This is a genomic window from Bradyrhizobium manausense (genome assembly GCF_001440035.1).
Classification (GTDB): domain Bacteria; phylum Pseudomonadota; class Alphaproteobacteria; order Rhizobiales; family Xanthobacteraceae; genus Bradyrhizobium; species Bradyrhizobium manausense.
This window is the reverse complement of record NZ_LJYG01000108.1, coordinates 504056-523896: the sequence shown is the minus strand read 5'-3', so window position 1 is coordinate 523896 and position 19841 is coordinate 504056. Positions and strand designations below refer to the sequence as shown.

Below are 19841 nucleotides of genomic sequence, written 5' to 3'. Positions count from 1 at the left end.
CCGCCGCAGCACCGGCGCCGCAGGCTGCCGCACCGGCTGCGCAGGGCAATGGCCATGCCGGGCGCGTGTTCTCGTCGCCGCTGGCGCGGCGTCTCGCCAAGGAAGCCGGCATCGATGTCTCGATGGTCACGGGCACCGGCCCGCACGGCCGCGTGGTTGCGCGCGACGTTGAGCAAGCCAAATCAGGCAAGGGCCTCAAGGCGCCCGCTGCAGCTCCGTCCGCCGGCGCGCCGTCGATCGCACCGACCATGTCGGACAAGCAGATCCTGTCGCTGTTCGAGCCGGGCTCCTACGACATCGTCCCGCATGACGGCATGCGCCGCACCATCGCCCAGCGCCTGACCGCGTCGATCCAGAACGTCCCGCACTTCTATCTCACCATCGACTGCGATATCGGCAAGCTGCTCGCCGCGCGCGAGGAGATCAACGCCGCCGCTCCGAAGGACAAGGAGAAGAAGCCGCTCTACAAGATCTCGGTCAACGACTTCGTCATCAAGGCGATGGCGGTGGCGCTGCAGAAGATCCCGAACTGCAACGTCAGCTGGACCGAGTCAGGCATGGTCAAGCACCATCATTCCGACGTCGGCGTTGCCGTGGCGATGCCGGGCGGCCTGATCACCCCGATCATCCGCAAGGCCGAGACCAAGACGCTTTCGACCATCTCCAACGAGATGAAGGATTTTGCCGCGCGCGCGCGGTCCCGCAAATTGAAGCCCGAGGAGTACCAGGGCGGCACCACGGCCGTCTCCAACCTCGGCATGTTCGGCATCAAGGACTTCACGGCGGTGATAAATCCGCCGCATGCGACGATCCTTGCGGTGGGCACCAGCGAGGAGCGGCCGGTGGTGCGGAGCGGCAAGATCGAGATCGCAACAATGATGAGCGTGACGCTGTCCTGCGATCACCGTGCCATCGACGGCGCGCTCGGCGCCGAGCTGATCGGCGCCTTCAAGCAACTGATCGAAAACCCCGTCATGATGATGGTGTGAAGAAATTCGCGTCGTCATTGCGAGCGAAGCGAAGCAATCCAGGACGTGACCGGCAGACTGGATTGCTTCGTCGCAAGAGCTCCTCGCAATGACGGTCTCGAACGTTAAGGCCGGTTGGAGCGAGAACGAGCGTACAGCATGGCCGACACGTCTTTCGACATCATCATCATCGGCTCCGGTCCCGGCGGCTATGTCACCGCGATCCGCGCCGCCCAGCTGGGCTTCAAGACCGCGATCGTCGAGAAATCCTATCTCGGCGGCATCTGCCTGAACTGGGGCTGCATCCCGACCAAAGCGCTGCTGCGTTCGGCCGAGATCTATCACTACATGCAGCACGCCAAGGACTATGGCCTGTCGGCAGAGAAGGTCTCGTTCGATCCGAAGGCCGTGGTGCAGCGCTCGCGCGGCGTCTCCAAGCGGCTGAACGACGGTGTCGGCTTCCTGATGAAGAAGAACAAGGTCAGCGTGATCTGGGGCGCCGCCTCGATCGACGCGCCCGGCAAGATCACCGTGAAGAAGTCCGACGTCGAGGGTCCCAAGGGTTCGCTGGGCGAGGGGACCTACCAGGCCAAGCACATCATTGTCGCGACCGGCGCGAGGCCGCGCGTGCTGCCGGGCCTCGAGCCCGACAAGAAGCTGGTCTGGACCTATTTCGAGGCGATGGTGCCGGAGCGGATGCCGAAGTCGCTGCTGGTGGTCGGCTCCGGCGCGATCGGCATCGAGTTCGCCTCGTTCTTCCACACCATGGGTTCTGACGTCACCGTCGTCGAGGTGCTGCCGCAGATCCTCCCGGTCGAGGACGCGGAGATCGCGGGCCTTGCGCGCAAGCGGCTGGAGAAACAGGGCATCAAGATCATGTCCTCGACCAAGGTGACGAAGCTCGAGAAGAAAGCCGACAGCGTCGTCGCCACCATCGACGACGGCAAGGGCAAGCCCATCACATCGGAGTTCGAGCGCGTGATCTCGGCGGTCGGCGTCGTCGGCAATATCGAGAATCTCGGTCTCGAAAAGCTCGGCGTGAAGACCGAGCGCGGCTGCATCGTCATCGACGGCTACGGCAAGACCAACGTGCCCGGCATCTACGCCATCGGCGACGTCGCGGGCCCCCCGATGCTCGCCCACAAGGCCGAGCATGAGGGCGTGATCTGCATCGAGGCGATCAAGGGCCTGCATCCGCATCCCATGGACAAGAACATGATCCCGGGCTGCACCTACTGCCATCCGCAGGTCGCGTCCGTCGGTCTGACCGAAGCCAAGGCCAAGGAGAGCGGCCGCGAGATCCGCGTCGGCCGTTTCCCCTTCGTCGGCAACGGCAAGGCGATCGCGCTCGGCGAGGACCAGGGCCTGGTCAAGGTCATCTTCGACAAGAAGACCGGCCAGCTGTTAGGGGCCCACATGGTCGGCGCCGAGGTCACCGAATTGATCCAGGGCTATGTCGTCGCCATGAACCTGGAGACGACGGAAGAAGAGCTGATGCACACGGTGTTCCCGCATCCGACCCTGTCGGAGATGATGAAGGAAGCCGTGCTGGATGCTTATGGACGGGTGTTGAATATCTAGAACACACGTCATTCCGGGGCGCCTCGAAGAGGCGAACCCGGAATCTCGAGATTCCGGGTTCGATGCTTCGCATCGCCCCGGAATGACAGACGATAGAGATCACTGGCATAAGCAAGAAGAAAGAAGCCATGCACGACAACGACAACCTCACCATCGAACGCCCGACCTTCGTCACGCATCTCGAATGCGCCATGGAAGGCGATCATTACGCCGCCGATCAGGTCCACAATCTCTCCAAGGCCGGCAAACCGCTGCTGGTGCGCTACGACCTTGCCGGCGTGAAGAAGGCGCTGACCAAGGATGCGCTGAGCCAGCGTCCCGGAGACATGTGGCGCTACCGCGAGCTTCTTCCCGTGCGCAAATGCCAGGACATCGTCTCGCTCGGTGAAGTCACGACGCCGCTGATCCGGCTGCCCAAGCTCGGCAAGAAGCTCGGCGGCGCCGAAATCATCGTCAAGGACGAGGGACGGCTGCCGACCGGCTCGTTCAAGGCGCGCGGCCTGGTCATGGCGGTGTCGATGGGCAAGGCGCTCGGCATCAAGCACATGGCGATGCCGACCAACGGCAATGCCGGCGCGGCGCTCGCAGCTTACGCGACGTCCTGCGGCATCAAGACCACGATCTTCTGCCCGGCCGACACCCCCGAGGTGAATGTCAGCGAGATCGAGCTGCAGGGCGCCACCGTCTACCGCGTCAACGGCTATATCGACGATTGCGGCAAGATCGTCGGCGAGGGCAAGGCGAAAGTCGGCTGGTTCGACACCTCCACCTTGAAGGAGCCGTACCGCATTGAAGGCAAGAAGACGATGGGCCTGGAGCTCGCCGAGCAGCTCGGCTGGGACGTGCCCGACGTGATCTTCTATCCGACCGGCGGCGGCACCGGCCTGATCGGCATGTGGAAGGCGTTCGACGAGCTGGAGAAGATCGGCTTTATTGGTTCAAAGCGCCCGCGCATGGTCGCGGTGCAGGCCTCCGGCTGCGCGCCGATGGTGCGGGCCTATGAGGCCGGCACGGAGCACGCCACGCGCTGGGAGGACGCCCACACCATCGCTTCAGGCATTCGCGTGCCGCAGGCGATCGGCGACTTTCTGATTCTGCGCGCCGTGCGCGAGAGCAAGGGTTTTGCCATTGCGGTCGACGACGACAAGATCTCGTCGGCGCTGAACGAGGTCGCGCGCGAGGAGGGGCTCTTGCTCTGCCCGGAGGGCGCTGCAACCTACGCCGCCTACAAGGAGAGCCTTGCCGACGGGCGCGTTTCGAAGGGCGACCGCGTCATGCTGTTCAACTGCGCCACCGGCCTGAAATATCCGCTGCCGCCGGTCACCCGCACGCTCGATCGCCACAAGCCGATCGACTATTCGCAGTTCTGAGGCGTCATTTCGTCTCTTCACGAACGATCGCTCTTCCCGTACGCGGGAAGAGACGGAAACAAGAACGATATCGTCGAGGAGACCACAATGAACAAGGCCGTCTGGGCCGGGCTGATCGGTATCCTTGCTCTCGCCGGCATCGCGCGCGCCGACGAATATCCCTCGCATCCCATCACCATCATCGTTCCCTTTGCCGCCGGCGGCCCGTCGGATGCGATGGCGCGGGTGCTCGCCGAGCGGATGCGCCAGTCGCTCGGCCAGCCGCTGGTGATCGAGAACGTCACCGGCGCCGGCGGCTCGATCGGGGTGGGGCGCGCCGTGCATTCGCCGCCTGACGGCTACACCATCTCGTTCGGCCATCTCGGCACCCACGTCGCCAACGGTGCCGTCTATAAGCTCAACTACGACCTCGTCGCCGATCTCGAGCCGGTGGTGCTCTTGCCGAGCAACCCGATGATCGTGGTCAGCAAGAACGCCGTGCCCGCGAAATCGCTGAAGGAGCTCTTGGACTGGCTGAAGTCGCGGCCGACGCCGCCGACCGCCGGGACGGCCGGCGCCGGCTCCGGCAGTCATATCGCCGGCGTCTATTTCGAAAGCGTCTCCGGTATCAAGCTGCAATACGTGCCGTATCGCGGCACCGCGCCGGCGTTGAACGATCTGATCGCCGGCCAGATCGACATCATCGTCGACCAGACCTCCAATTCCATCAACCAGGTCCGCGCCGGTACCATCCGCGCCTACGCCGTCACCGACGACAAGCGCCTCGCCTCGGCGCCCGAGATCCCGACCGCGGATGAAGCGGGATTGAAAGGCTTCAACATGACGCTGTGGTCCGGCATGTGGGTGCCGAAGGGCACGCCGAAGGAGATCGTCGCCAAGCTCAATGCCGCCGCCGTTGACGCGTTGAACGATCCCGCCGTGAAGAAGCAGCTGGAAAGCCAGGGCCTCGAGATGACGCCCAAGGATCAGCTCGCCCCGGAGGCACTCGGCATCAGGCAGAAGGCCGAGATCGCGAAATGGTGGCCGATCATCAAGGCGGCGAAGATCTCGGTGGAGTGAGGCGGAACATCACTCCGTGACGTCGTCAGCTGCTGCCAGCGCCCACTGCAGGCATTTCATCAGGTCCGCGGGCACGAACGGCTTACGGAGACAACAGATTGCTCCGGCTTCGAGCGCCCGGATGTGAAGGGTCTCATCCGGGAAACCTGTGATCAAGATGAACGGGGTGGCCGAACCCTGCGCGCGCATCTGCGTCAACAAATCGATTCCGGTCTTGGACGGCATATGCATGTCGGCGACGATGCAGGAGGTGCGCTTGGAATCGCTCGAGCTCAAGAATTCTTCGGCCGAGGCGAATGTGTGGACCATATACCCGCGCGACCGCAAGAGATTGTTGATCGCCTCCCGCACGTAGGGGTCATCATCAAGGACCGAAATGACCGAAGCCGCTGACAAGACGTCCGCTCCTCGCCCGGGATCACGCTTGCCGTCGCGACGGCCCAATCCAAACACGCAGGGTGGACCTGCCGCTCGCCATTGCAAACTCATACTTAGGTTTGTACGTCGGGCCGGCCGGGCCGAATGTCGAGCGCCTCACTCATTCTCACGAGGTCGGCCAGGGACTTCGCCCCCATTTTGCGCATAATCTGGCCGCGATAGATCTTCACAGTAATTTCGGCCAATCCGAGTTGGGCGGCCACTTGCTTGTTCATCAGGCCGGACGTCACCAGAGCCAATACGTCCCGCTCGCGCGAGGTGAGTGACTCGAAGCGTGATCTCACGTTCGAGACCGTCTTGTTGAGATCGCGCCGCTTGCGGTCTCGCTCGATCGCGGCCTGGACTGCGTCCAGGATATCCTGGTCGCGGACCGGCTTGGTCAGGAAATCGATCGCACCGCCTTTCATGGCCCGAACGGTCATGGGAATGTCAGCGTGACCGGTAATGAAGATGATCGGCGTGTGGATGTTGGCCTTGGCCAGATCGGACTGCAGCTCAAGGCCGCTGACTCCGGGCAGGCGGATGTCAAGCACGAGGCAGCTCGGTACCTGCGGTGGCTTGGCCTGGAGGAGCTGCGGCGCCGAGCCAAACGCTTCGACCTTGAGGCCAACCGATTCGAAGAGGTTGGTCAGCGCACGGCGCATGGAGGCGTCGTCGTCGACAACGTAGACAATCGGCTGATCACCGTTCTCCTGGGGCGGCGAAGGCGCCATGCGATCGCTCACGATGCTTGCTCTCGATAGAGGGGCAGGGTGATCTGAAACGTCGCGCCGCCAGACTGGTTCGACGCGGCGGAAAGTCGTCCGCCGTGGATCTCGATGATGGAGCGGCAGATCGGCAGCCCCATCCCTATGCCGCCGGATTTCGTGGTGAAGAACGGGGTGAACAGGCGGTCTATCGCCTGTTCGTCGATGCCGACGCCGCAGTCGGCGACGCTCACCAGCATCGCGTCGTCGCCATCCGCCGCCGAGCGGATCGTCAGCTTGCGCGGACGGTCACGGACGTCTTCCATGGCCTCGATCCCGTTCATGATCAGATTGATCAGGACCTGCTGCAGTTGGATCCGATCGCCAAAGATCTTGGGCAGGGCCGACGACAGCTCCATCCGCACCGACACGGCATGACGGGCCATCTCGCGCTGAACGAGTGCGACGGCCTCGCGCACGATCGAGTTTGGGTCGAGCGGACCCATTTCGATTTCGGTTCGTTTGGCGAGCGCCCGAATGTGACGGATCACGTCGCTGGCACGCTTGCAATCCTCGGTGATCCACTCCACGGAGCGCCGCGCCGCCTTGAGATCGGGCGGATTGCGCTGCAGCCACGCCACACAGGCGTCGGCGTTTGCAATCACGGCAGCGAGCGGCTGGTTGATTTCATGGGCGATCGAAGCAGTCAGTTCGCCCAGTGTCGTGATGCGCGTGACATGAGCCAGCTCGGCTTGGGCCTTGCGCAGCGCCTCTTCGGCCTGGTCGGCGCGGATGGCCGCAGTCACGTCGGTGCAGACGCCACGATAGCCGAGAAAGTTTCCGTCGGCATCGAAGAACGGCTTGCCACTGGTCCGGACGTAGATGGTCTGCCCGTTGCGGTCCCTGCTGCGATACACCAGGTCGCGGAACGGGATGTGGGCGTCGAGTGCCGCGCGATGTTGTCGCCATTTTTCCGGCTCGAGATCGGCGTCCGGCGCAATGTCCCAACGGGTAAGCCCAATCACGCCCGGCGGGGTGGTGGTATCGGAGTGTTCCGATATCAGGGTCACGCGGTGGTCTGGCCCTGTCTCCCAGAACCAGTCGGATGCGGTTTCGGCATAATCGCGAAAGCGCTGTTCGCTCTCGCGCAGCTTGCGCTCTGCCTCTTTGGTCGCCGTAATGTCGCTCACCGATCCCACGAACTCGACGTGGCCGGCAGAATCTCGTGTAGCCCGGGCCACCGCTCGGACGTACTTGATGGAGCCGTCGGGCATCACGAGGCGGTATTCGTGGTCGTAGTCCTTTCCCTCGCGCGCTGCCTGACCTGTGGTCCGCTGCACGGCGAGCCGGTCCTCCGGATGGATCCGCTGGAGCATGACCGGGATCTGCGGCTTGGAACCCTCGTCGCACTGGAAGATGCGATACGTCTCCCTGGACCATGTGATCTCGCGGGTTGCGGCCTTCCAGCCGAAACTGCCGGTGTGGCTCAATTCCTGCGCCTGGGCGAGATAGGCTTCGCTCTGCCGCAGAGCATTCTCCGCTTCCTTGCGCTCGGTGATGTTCTCGCAGGCGACCAACACGACTGGCGAGCCATCGGCCCGCAGCATGGTCTTGGCGTTCTCGCGCACCCAGAGTACCGAGCCGTCCCTGCGAACCTTCCGGATCTCCCAGGTGTGGGACTGATCGACGGTCTCGAGGCACAGTGCAACACAGGCGCGGACAAAATCGCGATCTTCGGCGAAGAAGACATCCAGTACCGATCGGCCGATCAACTCTGCGGCCGTGTAGCCCAGTTGCGCGGCGCCGAACGTGTTCACGTTGATGACGGTTCCGGCCGGATCGACCATGAAGTACATGACCGGATTGTGCTCGAAGACCTGCTGCCATTGTTTGACCGCTTCGAGCTGGCCATCATCGAGCTCGGCACGCGGCTTAGCGGCGACAGTTTGCCTGACGCAGCCGACGAGGAATTGCGCGGCTGACTTCCCGAACGTGGCTGCCTGGCCAGGTTTCATCGCAGACGCTCCCGGCTCTCTCTGCGTGAACACGAGTAGAGCACGTTGGCGCAAGAGGAGCAATTCCGGCCAAAGCCGGATGGCCGTGATGATGTTCGTCGATGAATTGACCTGTCGCCGCTTCGGCTATCCAGGCAGATCAGGTAGCCGCGCCAGCGGGGTCTTCACCGTGACCGTGCAGCCGGAGCATCGTGCGCCGTCTCGTTGAATAAGAATGAGCGCGGAAGCCCCGGGCAAACACGGACAAACCTAGGTATAGCTCTTCCAACCCTAGTCATGTCGGTCATTTACCTCCGTACAGTTGAGCACTTCGTGCCCCGCTGACTACCCTCACGGCCAATCGGGAGTGTCGACCAGCCAGTCGCGGCGAGCGCAACCGCAAGCAACAAAGGGAGACAACAATGTGTCATGCATCCGTACTTCCCGAGGTTGACCAGCCCGACTCCAGACCGTGCTCTTCTGCCAACGGCTGTGCGGTGTGTGGCGGTAAATTTGGCTTGATCCGCTACTACGCGTGGCGCACTGCGCTCTGCTCAAAGACGTGTGTCGATCGCTTCCGCTCACGCCGCGAACGCGACCGCCGGTGGTTGTTTCGGGCTCAGTTCGCGCGGGGCTGAACTAGAGAGCTGACATCATTCCGCAGGCCTGATCCGGGAGCCCATGTCTTGAACCGCTCGTGCAAGCTCTTGTGCTCAATCGTTCTCTTCTGCTCCACCGCGACAATCCAGGCGCAGGAGACCGGAAACGGTGCCGTCCATCGCCAGCATCCGCCCCAGGACCAGGCGCTGCACGAGAAATTCTACTCGACCTGGCGCATGCCGGATAACCCGAGCCTCAGTTGCTGCAACAGCGCTGATTGCTATCCAACCGATATCAAGTACGTCGACGGCCAGATCTATGCGCGGCGGAGGGAGGACGGAAGATACATCCGGGTCCCGCCGCAGAAGGTGGAGCAAAACAGGGATAATCCGGACGGCCGAAGCCATCTTTGCGCTCCACCGCCCGCACTGTCTCCGTTGGACAGCGTTTACTGCTTCGCTTTGGGAGGTGCCACGTGAGATTCGCCTTCGTGCTGGTGAACGACCGGACGCCGTTCCGGCAGGCGTGGTGCATGCAATGCTGCGAGCCGATCAGCGGCAGCTATCTTCGCGAGATGGCGACCCGTCTGCCGTACTGCGACTATCAATGTTACGCGTTGTTCTGCGAGGCCCTTGCAGAAGATCGCGTGAGGGTGGCCTCATGAACTTCGTGCTGGTCAATCACGAGCCTCCGCCAAGCGCGGCGACGTGCGGCACATGCTCGCGGTCGATCCGATCAGGCTATGTCCGGCATGTACGGACACAGCGCCATTACTGTGACTATGATTGCTATCGCCGAGGCGAGCTAATGACGCTGTGGATGCCATGGTCGATGCCTGGGCGCAGCGCGACGGCCACCGGGAACATGATCGAGATGTTGGTGATGCTGAGCGCCGTCTCGTGCTGGACCTGCACGATGCAGTTCTGGACCATCGCGAGAGCTTTGACCGGCGCATGTCTGGACGGGCGCGACCTGATCACGACGGAAGGAGGTGACACCTAGCTGCGCGACTCGCGCGGAAGCCGCAGCAACGTAACCTCGTCGGCGCCCCTTCAGCCCCGGTGGCGCCGGTCAGGGAGCGGGTGCTGCGGCTGCCACGGGTGCCGTTGCGTTGAGTTCCTGCGTCACCACGCGCTGATCGGTCTTGGCGGCGACAGCGCCGCTGCTTTCGAAGCGGGCGCGATACACCAGCACGTTCTCCATCACCCGCTGGACGTAGTTGCGTGTCTCGGACAGCGGGATGCGCTCGACCCAGTCGACCGGATCGATCTTGGGATCTCTGGGGTCGCCATGCGCCTGCACCCATTCACGCACGCGGCCGCGGCCGGCATTGTAGCCGGCGAAAGTCATGATCTGGTTGCCGCGATATTCCGACAGCAGCGCGCTGAGCTCGGCCGCACCCATCTGCGTGTTGTAGACGGGGTCGGAGACCATCTTGTCCCAGTCATAGGTCACGCCGAAGCGCCTGGCCGTGTCGCGGCCGGCTTCCGGCGTCACCTGCATCAGGCCGACCGCATTGGCGGACGACTTGTCGCGCTGGTTGAACGAGCTCTCGGTGCGCGCCACCGAATAGATCACGCTGGTCTCGATCGCAGGTGCGACCTGCTTGTGCTCGGGGATGCCGATGGTCGGGAAGGCGTAGTGGTCGAGCGCGAGGCCGTGGGCCAACGCCGACTTGCCGACCTCCAGCATCACGCGCGCATCGTTGCGCTGGCCGGCGAGCTCGCCGAGCGCCGCGAGCGCGGCGGCGTCGGTGCTCTCCTGGGCGAAATCCTCGGCGTAGTAGAACACCATATCGCGTTCGCCGATGGCATAGAGCATGTCGGCGGCGCGCACGCGCTCATCTGCCGCCTGCGTGTCGGCGGCGGCCAGCACGGGCGAGGGGGCGCGCAGCTCCAGCCCCTCGAGGCCGAGCCGCGCACGGGCGAGCTGGCCGTAATAGGCGGTCGGATAGCGCGCGGCGGCCTTGTAGCTGGCTTGCGCGTCGGCGACTGCTCCCATGGCTTCAGCCGCACGGCCGCGCCAGTAGTGGCCTCGCGACAGCGCCAGTGGATTGGGCGATCCCTCGTCGATGGAGGCGAAGTGCATCATCGCGGTTTTGGGATCGTCGAGATAGCGCAGCGCGATCCAGCCGCACATGAAGTGATAGTCGACGCGGTAGACCTCCATCGCCGGCACCGTGGCTGCGCGCACCATGTCGTAGGCGGTCTGGAACTTGCCCTGGTCGAGCAGCTTTCGCGCGAGCAGGCGGCGCTCGCGCCACCATGCGTCTGTGTCCTGCGCCGCCATCGTCTCGGGTGCGGCAGCCAGGATCACCTCGGCTGCATCGTCGATGTGATCCTTCTGCAGGTGCCATTGTGCGCGGCACAGCACATAGCCGAGATCGCGGCGCGCGTCTTGAGGCACGTCCTCGAGATAATCCTTGGCCTTGTTCTCCTTGCCGTTGACGGCGGCGCAGGCCTTGACGATCGCGAGGAAATCTTCGCCAAGACGTTTTGCGGCCCGCCTTGCGCCGGCATAGTCCTTGGCGCCGAGGCGCTTGTCCATCCGGGCGCGATGGTCTTCGGGCCGCAACAAATCGTGGAACGCTTCGTAGGAATCTTCCTCGCTGCGCTCGGACAGTTCGTCCGAGCGCCAGGCCTCGCGCACGAGGCGCGTCGCCCCGTCGTTGTCGCCCTCGGCGAACAGAGCGCGCGCGAGCGCGAAATTGCCCTTGGCGCTGATCGGCCGGTCCATCGTGAAGGCGTGGACGGTTGCCGCGTCGCTCTTCTCCTGCCACAGCCGGGCCTCGGCGCGCTTGCGCAGCAGCACGGCGCTCGGCCAGTCCGGATTGGCGGCGAGGAAGGCGGCGTAGCGCTTGAAGGGGGCGGTACTCTCGGAATGGCGCAGCATGAACCAGTCGGCGAGCTTTTGTCCGGCGGGATCGGCAATGCGGTCGCGCGCCGCTGTCGCATCGTCGGTCTTGCCCTTGCGTGCGAGGTCGATCGCATCCTTCAGCGCGGCGAGGTCGCCGGTCAGAGCCGGCGGCGCGGGCTTGTCCGCGGGCTCGTCCCGCTTCTTCGACCTGCGCCTGGCCTCGGCATTTTTGCGGTGCTTGCCGGATGCAGCATGCCGTTGCCTGCCGGTTTTCGCTTCGTGCGTCTTCTTGGACGCAGACGATTTGGACGCGGATGATTTGTGACCGCTCTTCGCCGCCAGCCCGGTGGGAAGGAGGGTCAAAGCGGCCACGGCAACGACACACGCGAGCGAGCGTAGGCACTGGTTCATTCGATGGTCCCCCTGCGAAACCACTACAAACCAAGGTCCGCGACGACATGCGGCTTGAGAATCAAGAACGACATCAAAACGATGCCATGACATCGTTTCGCATTCCGCACGCTCGTTCAACAATGCGGCAAAATACGGATTGGAACTCGCGGAACTCAGAAACGGCGGAAGTGGTGGTTCCTTAACCTTTATTATAACGAAACGGGACTCGCGCGACGGTTGCGCGCAGCCTTGGGCGCCAAACCGGCCCGATTGCGCGTGTTCCCGGCGAAAATCCGGTGTATTGAGGGTTCCATAGATCCTTCTTCAGCCTTTGCCCGCATCTCATGCCGCTTTTCAACCAGTCGATCCGGCGCAAGATCGTCGGCATCGCCCTCGGATTGATCGTCCTGATGCTGATCACCTCGATCCTGTCGATGGTGATGTCGAGCCAGGTCGGCATTCTCCTGGACGAGCTGACCGGCCGCTACATCCCGGCCTATGGCGATCTGGCGCGGGCCAACATCCGCTCGCTGGAGCGGTCGGTGGCGTTGCGGCGGATGGTCATGGCGAAGATGCAGGATTCCTCGGACGAGCAGGCCTATGCGGCCCGCCTGAAGGAGTTCGAGGAAGCCGACCGCAAGATCGAGGAAGAGACGTCGGCCGCGCAAAAGCTCATCAACGCGATCATCGAGGATCCGAGGACGCCGTCGGACAATGCGGCGCTGGCGCGGATCGACACGCGCATCGAGACAGCCGTGACCGAGCTGCGCCAGGGCATGAACGAGGACCACGCCAAACTCCTCAAGCAGATCGACGCCAAGCAGATGCCGGAGGCACGCAGCACGCTCGAGCACATCGATGCGCTGCGCGATCAGTTCAACCAGCGGATCGATGCGGTCCGCACCGACATGCTCAAGCAGGTCTATGCGAGCACCTCGACGGTGGTCGGCCACCAGCGACAGGCGATCATCATCTCCGGCGTCGTAACGCTGCTCGCCGCGGTCGTCGGATTTGCCTTTGCGCTGCTTGTCTCCGGCGGCATCACAAGGCCCGTGCGGCTGCTGCTCGCCGGTGCCCGCGAGGTCGAGGCCGGCCGCTTCGACAAGAGCATCACCGTCTCGACCCAGGACGAGATCGGCGAGCTCGCCGCCGCCTTCAACCGCATGATCGAGCAGCTGCGCCACAACGAGCGGATCCGCGAGACCTTTGGCCGCTACATCGATCCCAAGGTGGTGCAGGGCCTGATCGACCGGCCGGAGGTCGCCGTCGACGGCCAGCGTCGGGTCATGACCATCATGTTCTGCGACATGAGCGGCTTCACCGCAATGAGCGAGGGCATGACCCCGCGCGGCCTCGTCAAGGTCATGAACCACTATTTCACGTTGATGTCCGCTCCGATCCGCAACAACCGCGGCGTCATCGACAAATATATCGGCGATGCCATCATGTCCTATTGGGGCCCGCCCTTCATCGAGGAGGACGAGCAGGCGCTGCTCGCGGGCCTGTCCGCCATCGACATGGCCGACCAGGTGCCCGCGCTGCAGAAGCAGCTGCCGGACCTGCTCGGCATCCGGGCCATGCCGGTGTCCTGCGACCTGCGCATCGGCATCGCCACCGGCGAGGTCCTGACCGGCAGCATCGGCTCCGAGCTGATGATGAGCTTTACGGTGATGGGCGATGCCGTGAACCTTGCCTCGCGCCTCGAGGCCGTGAACAAGATCTACGGTACCCGAATCCTGATCTCGCAGGCGACCGCCGCGGCGATTGGATCCCGGCTCGAATTGCGCGAGATCGACCGCCTCGCGGTGGTCGGCCAGAGCGTGCCGCAGCCGGTGTTCGAGGTGATGGGCCGGGCAGGTGCGCTCACCGCCTCGCAGGAAGGGCTGCGCGCGCACTACGCCGAAGGGCTTGCCGCCTATCGCGCCTGCCGCTTCACTGAGGCCCGCTCGGCATTCAATGCGGCGCTGCAGAGCGTCCCTGGCGACGGCCCGTCTCAGGCGATGCTCGCGCGCATCGTGCAGTTCGAGACCGCGCCGCCGGCGGCCGATTGGGACGGTGCCTGGCGCATGGACAGCAAATAACCGTCCGCGCCGGGAATAATTGATTCTACCTTATAACGATGTTGGCCGTGACCCATTTTCCGGGCTTAGGCTTGTTGTCCCTCAGGCGTTTGACGGGGACACGCCGATGACAGAACTAGAGGACAGGCTGGAGCGCTTCGAGACGCTCACCGCCGAATGCGAGCTGATTGCCAAGCTTGCGACCGACAGCCACAAGCGCGAATTCTACCTGAAGCTTTCGGAGCGGTACCGTCAGCTCGCGGTCGACATGCGCCTGGCGATCGCGACCAAGGCTGCCGCCTGACGCCCGGATGAAGCTTGCGGCCAGGAACGAGGCACGATGTTCCGCATCGGTGTCTTTACGAGAGGTCGTGCAATCGCAATCCGTTCTTAATAATTGAGACCCATCCTTGATGAGGTCCGCGGATTCGCGCGTTGCGGTTCCCGGCGATGGGAATGCCTGGGGCAAGGTTGCCGTGCAATGTTGCCCGCGAACGTCACTCGTCCTATGGTTGGACATCCCATGCGTCTGCTTGCGGTCGCCCTGTTTGCGCTTTTGACGGCAGCCTGTGACCAGGAGCAGGACGTCACTGGCTCGACCCCGCTCTGCCCGATGCGCAGCTACAGCTCCTACAATCCCCGCGACATGAACCAGTGCGTGGCCGCCTGCAAGGCCTGCGACCACGGCAACACCGTCACCTGCACGACCGCCTGCACGCTCCACGGTGCGCGCTGAGGCAAGGGCGCGGCGCCTCGTATGATCGGGCCGCGAGTGGGGAACCCCGGGGCTGACGGTGCCTCCGCACCGGAACGATTCACATGGGCTAATCATTAGAGGAGGACGGCAGGACGCGGAGACCTAAGGAATGGGTATGCTCGATCCCGGTCGGTTTCTGGTGTCGTGCTCGCATTGCGAAGCATGGCCCATGGCGGCCAATGTCAAACGTTCGAGCTGGTCGGCGCAGCCGCACGAAGTCAGCTTTGTCTGCCCGCGCTGTCGCCGCGAGGAAACCGCCATCATCTCCGCCTCCGGTGAGCTCACTCCCATCAAGCGGATCGACGCTCCGCCGCGCGACGTCACCACGGCCTGGGCTCAGGCCCAGCGCCCGAGAGGGCGTGCGTAGCGCGCCCGTCTTCAACCTAACGAGAGGGCGTGCGTAGCGCGCCCGTCTTCAACCCAACGAGAGGGCGAGCATAGCGCGCCCGTGCCACAGCTTGGGGCGGGTTGGCGGAGTTGTCCGACAATGTGGTAGGATCGCCGCCGGGAGATTGTCCATGGCCCTCACCAACCTGCCGCCGCATTCCGACCATGTCAGGCTTTACCCCGTCGCGCCGCATGGTGTCGCTCTGTTCTGCCTTGCGCTGCTGAGTGTGTCCTGCGCGCTGGCAAGCTTTGCGCTTGCCTGTGCGACGCCGTTTGCAGCGTTCGCGGTCGTGGCTGCGGCCGCGCTGTCGCAGCGTCAGGCGCTGCTGGTTGTCACCGCCACGTGGCTGGCGAACCAATGCATCGGCTTCGGCGCGCTGCACTATCCCCTTGATGCCGGCACCATCGGCTGGGGCCTTGTGATCGGCGCCGCGGCGCTTGTTGCGACCGCTGCCGCATCGACGATGCTTCGCATCCTGACCAAGCTTCGCACGCCGCTGGCGCTGGCCATTGCCCTCGTCGCCGCCTATGCGGCCTATGAGCTTGCGCTGTTCGCCGCGACGCCGTTCCTTGGCGGGCAGGGCGCCTTCACGGCGGCCATCGTCTCGCGGATCGGGCTGACCTGCGCTATGTGGCTCGCGGGCCTCGTCGCCGTCTGCGAGGTCGCCCGCCTGATCGGCTCCCTCGGGCGGGGACGCGCAACCGCTTGAGCAGCGAAGCCCGTTGGCGCGACGATATCGCCTCACTGGTCTTTCCCGTGGCCGGACACGGCGCGATCTGCGCCGTGCACCGGGGCGCTTTCCGGACGCTGCTCGGCACCGAGCCAACGCCGGAGGCCTGCCTCGACTATTTCCGGCGATTTGAGGCCGCCTTTCGCACGGCCGCCGACGCCAAGATCGCCCTCAGGGACATTTTGCCCGGGACAAGCCTGCATCTTACCAGTCGCGATATCGCCCGGAAGCTGCTAGAAGAGGCGCAAATCGCCAATGGAGAATAGACCATGAGCCAGTCCCAGCTCGCCAACGCGCAAGTCCCGGCCCGGATCACGCTTCCGGTCGCCGCAGGGCAGGTGGGACGGCTGTCGCAGGCGCTGATGGCCATGGTGCTGGGCGTGTTCGTGATCGGCATGGTCGGCTTCTCCCATATCGACGTCGTCCACAACGCCGCCCACGACGTGCGGCACTCGAACGCGTTCCCCTGTCACTAGCCTTGATGGCATGAGCACGTTTCGCGCGATCGTCTTCGCGTCGGTCATCTCGGGTTTCGTCGTCGGTCTCCTCGTCACCGTCGTCCAGCAGTTCGGCACCGTCCCCCTGATCCTGAAGGCGGAAGTCTTCGAGAAGGCGGCGGGCGCGCACCAGCACGACGCCGCGGCGCAGCCGGTCGCGGCCGGGCATGACCATGCAGCCCACGATCATGGCGACCACGACCATGGCGCCGGCGACCATGACCATGGCGGCGCGTGGGAGCCGCGCGACGGGTTTGAGCGCAACGCCTACACCGCCGCCGCCAACGTGCTGACCGCGATCGGCTTCGCGCTGCTTCTGGCCGGCTTCTTCGCCGTGCGCAGCGGCGCGACCGGGACCAGCGTGTCCTGGCACGAAGGCCTGCTGTGGGGCCTGGCGGGCTTCGCCGTCTTCACCCTCGCCCCTAGCCTCGGCCTGCCGCCGGAGCTGCCCGGCGTGCCCTCAGCGCCGCTGCTGTCGCGGCAGATCTGGTGGCTCGCCGCCGTGCTGGCGACGGCAGGCGGGCTCGCCTTGATCGTCTTCCGCCGCACGGTGCCGGCGGCGATATCAGGCGTGATCCTCTTGACCCTGCCGCACCTGATCGGCGCGCCTGATCTCGCCAATGTCGAGACCAACGTGCCGTCATCGCTGCTGCATCAGTTCGTCACCGCGGTGACGGTGACGAGCCTGGTGTTCTGGACCCTGCTCGGCGGCCTGACCAGCGCAGTGTTTGCGCGTTTCGATCGCGGCGCGACCCTCTAGCGGTCGCAGCCAGCGATGCCCACGCGCGATTTCGTTCCATGACGTCTGCGAAATCTTTTTCCTGGCTCGACTGAATCCACGCGTTGACAGCCTGGACCCACCGGCTTCTAGTCAAGGCATCGGGGATATGCGGTCTCCCCGCGAGGCGACATGCCCAAGCATCGCGTCCTGATCACCAAGGGCGCAGCATGTCCACTTCATCCATCTCGATTGATCAGACAGATCGGCTCATCCGTCTTGCGCGGGATGCGTCTGCGCGCGCCGCTGACGCCTGGGCCGAACACGGCTTCGACCCAGGGGGCAGTGACACCAGGAGGACGATCATGCGACGAGGTACACTCTGTCACTCGGCCATCATGCTGGCTGCCGCCTTGGGAGTCGTCATGGGCGCCGCGCAATTCATCGCGACGGCCCGGGCGGAAGACGTCAATTGGCAGGCGATCGACCAAACGCTCGGCCGCAAGGCCGCCGTCACCGATGATGTCCACCGCTACGGATTTCCGCGCAGCGATCTGTCCGTGACTCTGGACGGGGTCGCGATCAAGCCGGCGCTGGCGCTCGGCGGCTGGGTCGCGTTCAAGCCGGCCCATGGCGGGGCGATGGTCATGGGCGACCTTGTGCTGCTCGAGACCGAGATCAATCCGGTGATGGTGAAGATGATCGCGAGCGGTCTCGAGATCACTGCCGTGCACAACCATCTGCTGCGCGCGAGCCCGGCGACGTTCTACATGCATGTCGCCGGACATGGCGACCCCGTCAAGCTGGCCGCCGCGATCCATGACGCACTCGCCGCCAGCAAGACGCCACTGACCGCTGCCGCACCGGCGAGCCCGCCGCCCGCTGTCGATCTCGACACGGCGAAGCTCGATGAGATCATCGGCACCAAGGGACAGGTCAATGGCGGCGTCTACCAGTTCAACGTCAAGCGCCGTGATCCGATCACGCAACAGGGCATGGCGCTCACGCCCGTCGGGCCAATGGGCGTCGCCATCGGCATCAACTTCCAGCCATCAGGCGGAGGCAAGGCCGCCATCACCGGCGACTTCGTTCTGTCTGACAATGAGGTGAACCCGGTGATCGCTGCGCTGCTGGAGAACGGCATCGAGGTGACGGCGCTGCACAGCCATATGCTGGACGAGCAGCCGCGGCTGTTCTTCATGCACTTCTGGGCCAACGACGACGCGATCAAGCTCGCCAAGGGCCTTCGCGCCGCGCTCGACAAGACGGCGAGGGCAAAAGGCTGACCGGCGAGGCGCTACGTCATCAGATCGTGCAGGCCGGTCCAGCCGGTGTAGAGGCCGACGAAGACGATCAGGGCCGCCGAGACATAGGGCGCGCGGTGGGCATAGCGGCTGAAGCCGCCCCAGTGACGTTCGACGTGGCGCAGGCTGAGCGCAGCCAGAACGCCTGCCGACACCATCGTGATCGCAAGCCCGATGCCGAAGGACAGCACCAGGACGAAGCCGAGGCTGAACTGCTTCAGCTGAAGGCAGAGCAGCAGCACGGTGATCGCGGCGGGGCAGGGGATCAATCCGCCGGTGAGGCCGAACAGGATGATCTGCGCGGTGGTGACGGTGCGCCCGGCAAAGCGCTTGCGGATGTCGGCGGCGTGGGCGCGCGCATGCGCGTCGTCCTCGTCGCCGAGGTCCATATGGTCGTGATCATGCTCCCTAAACAGAAGCTCGGCGGAATCGCCGGCGAGGGTGACGCGCGCCTTGAACGCATGTGGCTCGGGAATTTCATCGACGCTTTCGAGGTACCCGTCGCCTGCAGTGAAGGCGAAGGTCTGCTCCGAGCCGTCCTCGCGGATGGTGGTCACCCTGATGTCGCCATCAGCGGGAAGCGCGGCCGTCTCGCTCCGGATCCGCCAGCGCGGCGGCACGCCGTCTTCGAACACCTCCAGCAGCAGCGCGAAGCCGGCGAGCGAGATCGATTGCGGCCCGTCGTGGTGGTGATGATGGTCATGATCATGTTCGCGGTTCTGGTCCCGCCAGGTGCGCCAGACCATCCAGGTGGCGATGCCGATGATGATCGCGGCGGAGACCAGTTGCAGCCAGGCCTCGCTGCGTTCGCCTGATAATTCCTGGCCGAAATAGAGGCCCGCGAGCGCGACCGCCCAGACAATAGCGGTATGGGAGATGGTCGCCGACAGGCCGAGCAGCACGGCCTGGTGCACGGTGCCTCTGATAGCGATGATGAACGCGGCCATCATGGTCTTGGAATGGCCGGGCTCGAGGCCGTGCAGCGCGCCGAGCAGGATCGCGCTGGGCACGAACAGCCATGCGTGCGCGCTGCTCTGCTGGAGCAGGTGAGACAGGTCGGTCATCTCGTCACTTCAAATAGGTTCGGACGACGTCGATGAGGTCGGCGGCGCCCTTGGCCTTCTCCGGATCCTTCTCGTGCGCGGGATCCACGACATGATGGCGGATGTGGTCTTCCAGCAACTCGGTGGTGAGACCGCTGATCGCACCTTTCACCGACGCCACCAGCATCAGCACGTCGGCGCAGCCGATCTCCGACTCCAGCGCGCGCTCGACGGCTTCAAGTTGACCCTTGATGCGCCGGACGCGGCCGATGAGCTTCGACTTGTGCCTGATGGTGTGCGACATTGGGGTAAGATAGGGGGGTACCCTATAGGAGTCAATGCGTGCTTGTGCCCCGTCATTGCGAGCGCGCAGCGAAGCAATCCAGAATCCCGCCGCGG

Annotated in this window: 22 protein-coding genes; 14 read left to right on the top strand and 8 right to left on the bottom strand. The window is 64.4% G+C overall.

Annotation, left to right across the window (positions count from 1 at the left end):
* From AOQ71_RS32605 to AOQ71_RS32590, 4 genes are all read left to right on the top strand, one after another.
* Window positions 1-989, top strand: a 989-nt coding sequence (locus AOQ71_RS32605; protein ID WP_245317290.1) for a 2-oxo acid dehydrogenase subunit E2, incomplete at its 5' end; no start/stop codon positions are given.
* A gap of 138 nt (window positions 990-1127) precedes the next feature.
* Window positions 1128-2549: a dihydrolipoyl dehydrogenase gene (gene lpdA, locus AOQ71_RS32600; protein WP_057755883.1), complete on the top strand. Its 1422-nt coding sequence runs from the start codon at window positions 1128-1130 to the stop codon at window positions 2547-2549.
* Window positions 2550-2677: 128 nt separating this feature from the next.
* Window positions 2678-3919, top strand: a complete 1242-nt coding sequence (locus AOQ71_RS32595) for a threonine synthase (RefSeq protein WP_057755880.1) — start codon at window positions 2678-2680, stop codon at window positions 3917-3919.
* Window positions 3920-4006: 87 nt separating this feature from the next.
* Window positions 4007-4978, top strand: coding sequence for a tripartite tricarboxylate transporter substrate binding protein BugD (locus tag AOQ71_RS32590; RefSeq protein WP_057755877.1), 972 nt, complete (start codon window positions 4007-4009; stop codon window positions 4976-4978).
* A gap of 9 nt (window positions 4979-4987) precedes the next feature.
* Here the strand turns inward: AOQ71_RS32590 and AOQ71_RS32585 are convergent, their stop codons facing one another.
* The 4 genes from AOQ71_RS32585 to AOQ71_RS45570 all read right to left on the bottom strand — a co-directional run bounded on the left by AOQ71_RS32585 (window position 4988) and on the right by AOQ71_RS45570 (window position 9103).
* Window positions 4988-5422 (bottom strand): response regulator transcription factor, encoded by a 435-nt coding sequence (locus AOQ71_RS32585; RefSeq protein ID WP_347336722.1) that lies wholly within the window; start codon window positions 5420-5422, stop codon window positions 4988-4990.
* A 47-nt stretch (window positions 5423-5469) separates the two neighbouring features.
* Window positions 5470-6129, bottom strand: coding sequence for a response regulator transcription factor (locus AOQ71_RS32580; protein ID WP_083514646.1), 660 nt, complete (start codon window positions 6127-6129; stop codon window positions 5470-5472).
* An 8-nt stretch (window positions 6130-6137) separates the two neighbouring features.
* On the bottom strand, window positions 6138-8117 hold the full coding sequence (locus AOQ71_RS32575) for a PAS domain S-box protein (protein WP_057755870.1): 1980 nt from the start codon (window positions 8115-8117) through the stop codon (window positions 6138-6140).
* A gap of 692 nt (window positions 8118-8809) precedes the next feature.
* Entirely contained in the window at window positions 8810-9103 is a 294-nt protein-coding gene (locus AOQ71_RS45570; RefSeq protein ID WP_157083738.1) for a hypothetical protein, read from the bottom strand.
* 68 nt (window positions 9104-9171) lie between these two features.
* Between AOQ71_RS45570 and AOQ71_RS32565 the strand changes: the two genes are divergently transcribed.
* Entirely contained in the window at window positions 9172-9360 is a 189-nt protein-coding gene (locus tag AOQ71_RS32565) for a hypothetical protein (protein ID WP_057755864.1), read from the top strand.
* Between the two features lie 124 nt (window positions 9361-9484).
* Here the strand turns inward: AOQ71_RS32565 and AOQ71_RS45565 are convergent, their stop codons facing one another.
* Both AOQ71_RS45565 and AOQ71_RS32555 read right to left on the bottom strand, forming a co-directional pair.
* Window positions 9485-9628, bottom strand: coding sequence for a hypothetical protein (locus AOQ71_RS45565; RefSeq protein ID WP_157083737.1), 144 nt, complete (start codon window positions 9626-9628; stop codon window positions 9485-9487).
* 139 nt (window positions 9629-9767) lie between these two features.
* A complete protein-coding gene (locus AOQ71_RS32555; protein ID WP_057755859.1) occupies window positions 9768-11963 on the bottom strand; it encodes a lytic transglycosylase domain-containing protein in 2196 nt (731 codons plus the stop codon).
* Window positions 11964-12289: 326 nt separating this feature from the next.
* Here AOQ71_RS32555 and AOQ71_RS32550 point away from each other — a divergent pair, with 326 nt between their 5' ends.
* From AOQ71_RS32550 to AOQ71_RS32515, 9 genes are all read left to right on the top strand, one after another.
* A complete protein-coding gene (locus tag AOQ71_RS32550) occupies window positions 12290-14026 on the top strand; it encodes an adenylate/guanylate cyclase domain-containing protein (RefSeq protein WP_057755857.1) in 1737 nt (578 codons plus the stop codon).
* Between the two features lie 106 nt (window positions 14027-14132).
* On the top strand, window positions 14133-14309 hold the full coding sequence (locus tag AOQ71_RS46460; protein WP_167354011.1) for a hypothetical protein: 177 nt from the start codon (window positions 14133-14135) through the stop codon (window positions 14307-14309).
* A gap of 219 nt (window positions 14310-14528) precedes the next feature.
* Window positions 14529-14741 carry a hypothetical protein gene (locus AOQ71_RS32545; RefSeq protein WP_057755855.1) on the top strand — a complete coding sequence of 71 codons (213 nt, stop codon included), beginning with the start codon at window positions 14529-14531 and terminating at the stop codon, window positions 14739-14741.
* Window positions 14742-14871: 130 nt separating this feature from the next.
* The gene (locus AOQ71_RS32540; RefSeq protein ID WP_057755853.1) at window positions 14872-15129 is read left to right on the top strand and encodes a hypothetical protein; all 258 of its coding nucleotides are present in this window, start codon (window positions 14872-14874) and stop codon (window positions 15127-15129) included.
* 151 nt (window positions 15130-15280) lie between these two features.
* Window positions 15281-15859, top strand: coding sequence for a hypothetical protein (locus AOQ71_RS32535; RefSeq protein WP_057755850.1), 579 nt, complete (start codon window positions 15281-15283; stop codon window positions 15857-15859).
* Window positions 15856-16146, top strand: coding sequence for a hypothetical protein (locus AOQ71_RS32530; protein WP_057755848.1), 291 nt, complete (start codon window positions 15856-15858; stop codon window positions 16144-16146). The genes AOQ71_RS32535 and AOQ71_RS32530 overlap by 4 nt, the downstream gene beginning before the upstream one ends.
* A gap of 3 nt (window positions 16147-16149) precedes the next feature.
* Window positions 16150-16356 carry a CbtB domain-containing protein gene (locus AOQ71_RS32525; RefSeq protein WP_057755845.1) on the top strand — a complete coding sequence of 69 codons (207 nt, stop codon included), beginning with the start codon at window positions 16150-16152 and terminating at the stop codon, window positions 16354-16356.
* Window positions 16357-16366: 10 nt separating this feature from the next.
* Complete coding sequence (locus AOQ71_RS32520) at window positions 16367-17137, top strand: CbtA family protein (protein ID WP_057755843.1); 771 nt, start codon at window positions 16367-16369, stop codon at window positions 17135-17137.
* Window positions 17138-17520: 383 nt separating this feature from the next.
* A complete protein-coding gene (locus AOQ71_RS32515) occupies window positions 17521-18381 on the top strand; it encodes a DUF1259 domain-containing protein (RefSeq protein ID WP_245317315.1) in 861 nt (286 codons plus the stop codon).
* An 11-nt stretch (window positions 18382-18392) separates the two neighbouring features.
* Here AOQ71_RS32515 and AOQ71_RS32510 read toward each other — a convergent pair whose 3' ends face one another.
* Both AOQ71_RS32510 and AOQ71_RS32505 read right to left on the bottom strand, forming a co-directional pair.
* A complete protein-coding gene (locus tag AOQ71_RS32510) occupies window positions 18393-19463 on the bottom strand; it encodes a nickel/cobalt efflux transporter (protein WP_057755839.1) in 1071 nt (356 codons plus the stop codon).
* A 4-nt stretch (window positions 19464-19467) separates the two neighbouring features.
* The gene (locus AOQ71_RS32505; RefSeq protein ID WP_057755836.1) at window positions 19468-19746 is read right to left on the bottom strand and encodes a metal/formaldehyde-sensitive transcriptional repressor; all 279 of its coding nucleotides are present in this window, start codon (window positions 19744-19746) and stop codon (window positions 19468-19470) included.
* Between the last annotated feature and the right edge of the window lie 95 nt (window positions 19747-19841).

Excerpts from the sequence above, each read along its gene's own strand:
- lpdA (WP_057755883.1), top strand. The coding sequence starts at position 1,128 with ATGGCCGACACGTCTTTCGACATCATCATCATCGGCTCCGGTCCCGGC.
- AOQ71_RS32595 (WP_057755880.1), top strand. The coding sequence starts at position 2,678 with ATGCACGACAACGACAACCTCACCATCGAACGCCCGACCTTCGTCACG.
- AOQ71_RS32590 (WP_057755877.1), top strand. The coding sequence starts at position 4,007 with ATGAACAAGGCCGTCTGGGCCGGGCTGATCGGTATCCTTGCTCTCGCC.
- AOQ71_RS32580 (WP_083514646.1), bottom strand. The coding sequence starts at position 6,129 with ATGGCGCCTTCGCCGCCCCAGGAGAACGGTGATCAGCCGATTGTCTAC.
- AOQ71_RS32575 (WP_057755870.1), bottom strand. The coding sequence starts at position 8,117 with ATGAAACCTGGCCAGGCAGCCACGTTCGGGAAGTCAGCCGCGCAATTC.
- AOQ71_RS45570 (WP_157083738.1), bottom strand. The coding sequence starts at position 9,103 with ATGGCTTCGGCCGTCCGGATTATCCCTGTTTTGCTCCACCTTCTGCGG.
- AOQ71_RS45565 (WP_157083737.1), bottom strand. The coding sequence starts at position 9,628 with ATGGTCCAGAACTGCATCGTGCAGGTCCAGCACGAGACGGCGCTCAGC.
- AOQ71_RS32555 (WP_057755859.1), bottom strand. The coding sequence starts at position 11,963 with ATGAACCAGTGCCTACGCTCGCTCGCGTGTGTCGTTGCCGTGGCCGCT.
- AOQ71_RS32550 (WP_057755857.1), top strand. The coding sequence starts at position 12,290 with ATGCCGCTTTTCAACCAGTCGATCCGGCGCAAGATCGTCGGCATCGCC.
- AOQ71_RS46460 (WP_167354011.1), top strand. The coding sequence starts at position 14,133 with ATGACAGAACTAGAGGACAGGCTGGAGCGCTTCGAGACGCTCACCGCC.
- AOQ71_RS32545 (WP_057755855.1), top strand. The coding sequence starts at position 14,529 with ATGCGTCTGCTTGCGGTCGCCCTGTTTGCGCTTTTGACGGCAGCCTGT.
- AOQ71_RS32540 (WP_057755853.1), top strand. The coding sequence starts at position 14,872 with ATGGGTATGCTCGATCCCGGTCGGTTTCTGGTGTCGTGCTCGCATTGC.
- AOQ71_RS32535 (WP_057755850.1), top strand. The coding sequence starts at position 15,281 with ATGGCCCTCACCAACCTGCCGCCGCATTCCGACCATGTCAGGCTTTAC.
- AOQ71_RS32525 (WP_057755845.1), top strand. The coding sequence starts at position 16,150 with ATGAGCCAGTCCCAGCTCGCCAACGCGCAAGTCCCGGCCCGGATCACG.
- AOQ71_RS32520 (WP_057755843.1), top strand. The coding sequence starts at position 16,367 with ATGAGCACGTTTCGCGCGATCGTCTTCGCGTCGGTCATCTCGGGTTTC.
- AOQ71_RS32515 (WP_245317315.1), top strand. The coding sequence starts at position 17,521 with ATGGGCGCCGCGCAATTCATCGCGACGGCCCGGGCGGAAGACGTCAAT.
- AOQ71_RS32510 (WP_057755839.1), bottom strand. The coding sequence starts at position 19,463 with ATGACCGACCTGTCTCACCTGCTCCAGCAGAGCAGCGCGCACGCATGG.
- AOQ71_RS32505 (WP_057755836.1), bottom strand. The coding sequence starts at position 19,746 with ATGTCGCACACCATCAGGCACAAGTCGAAGCTCATCGGCCGCGTCCGG.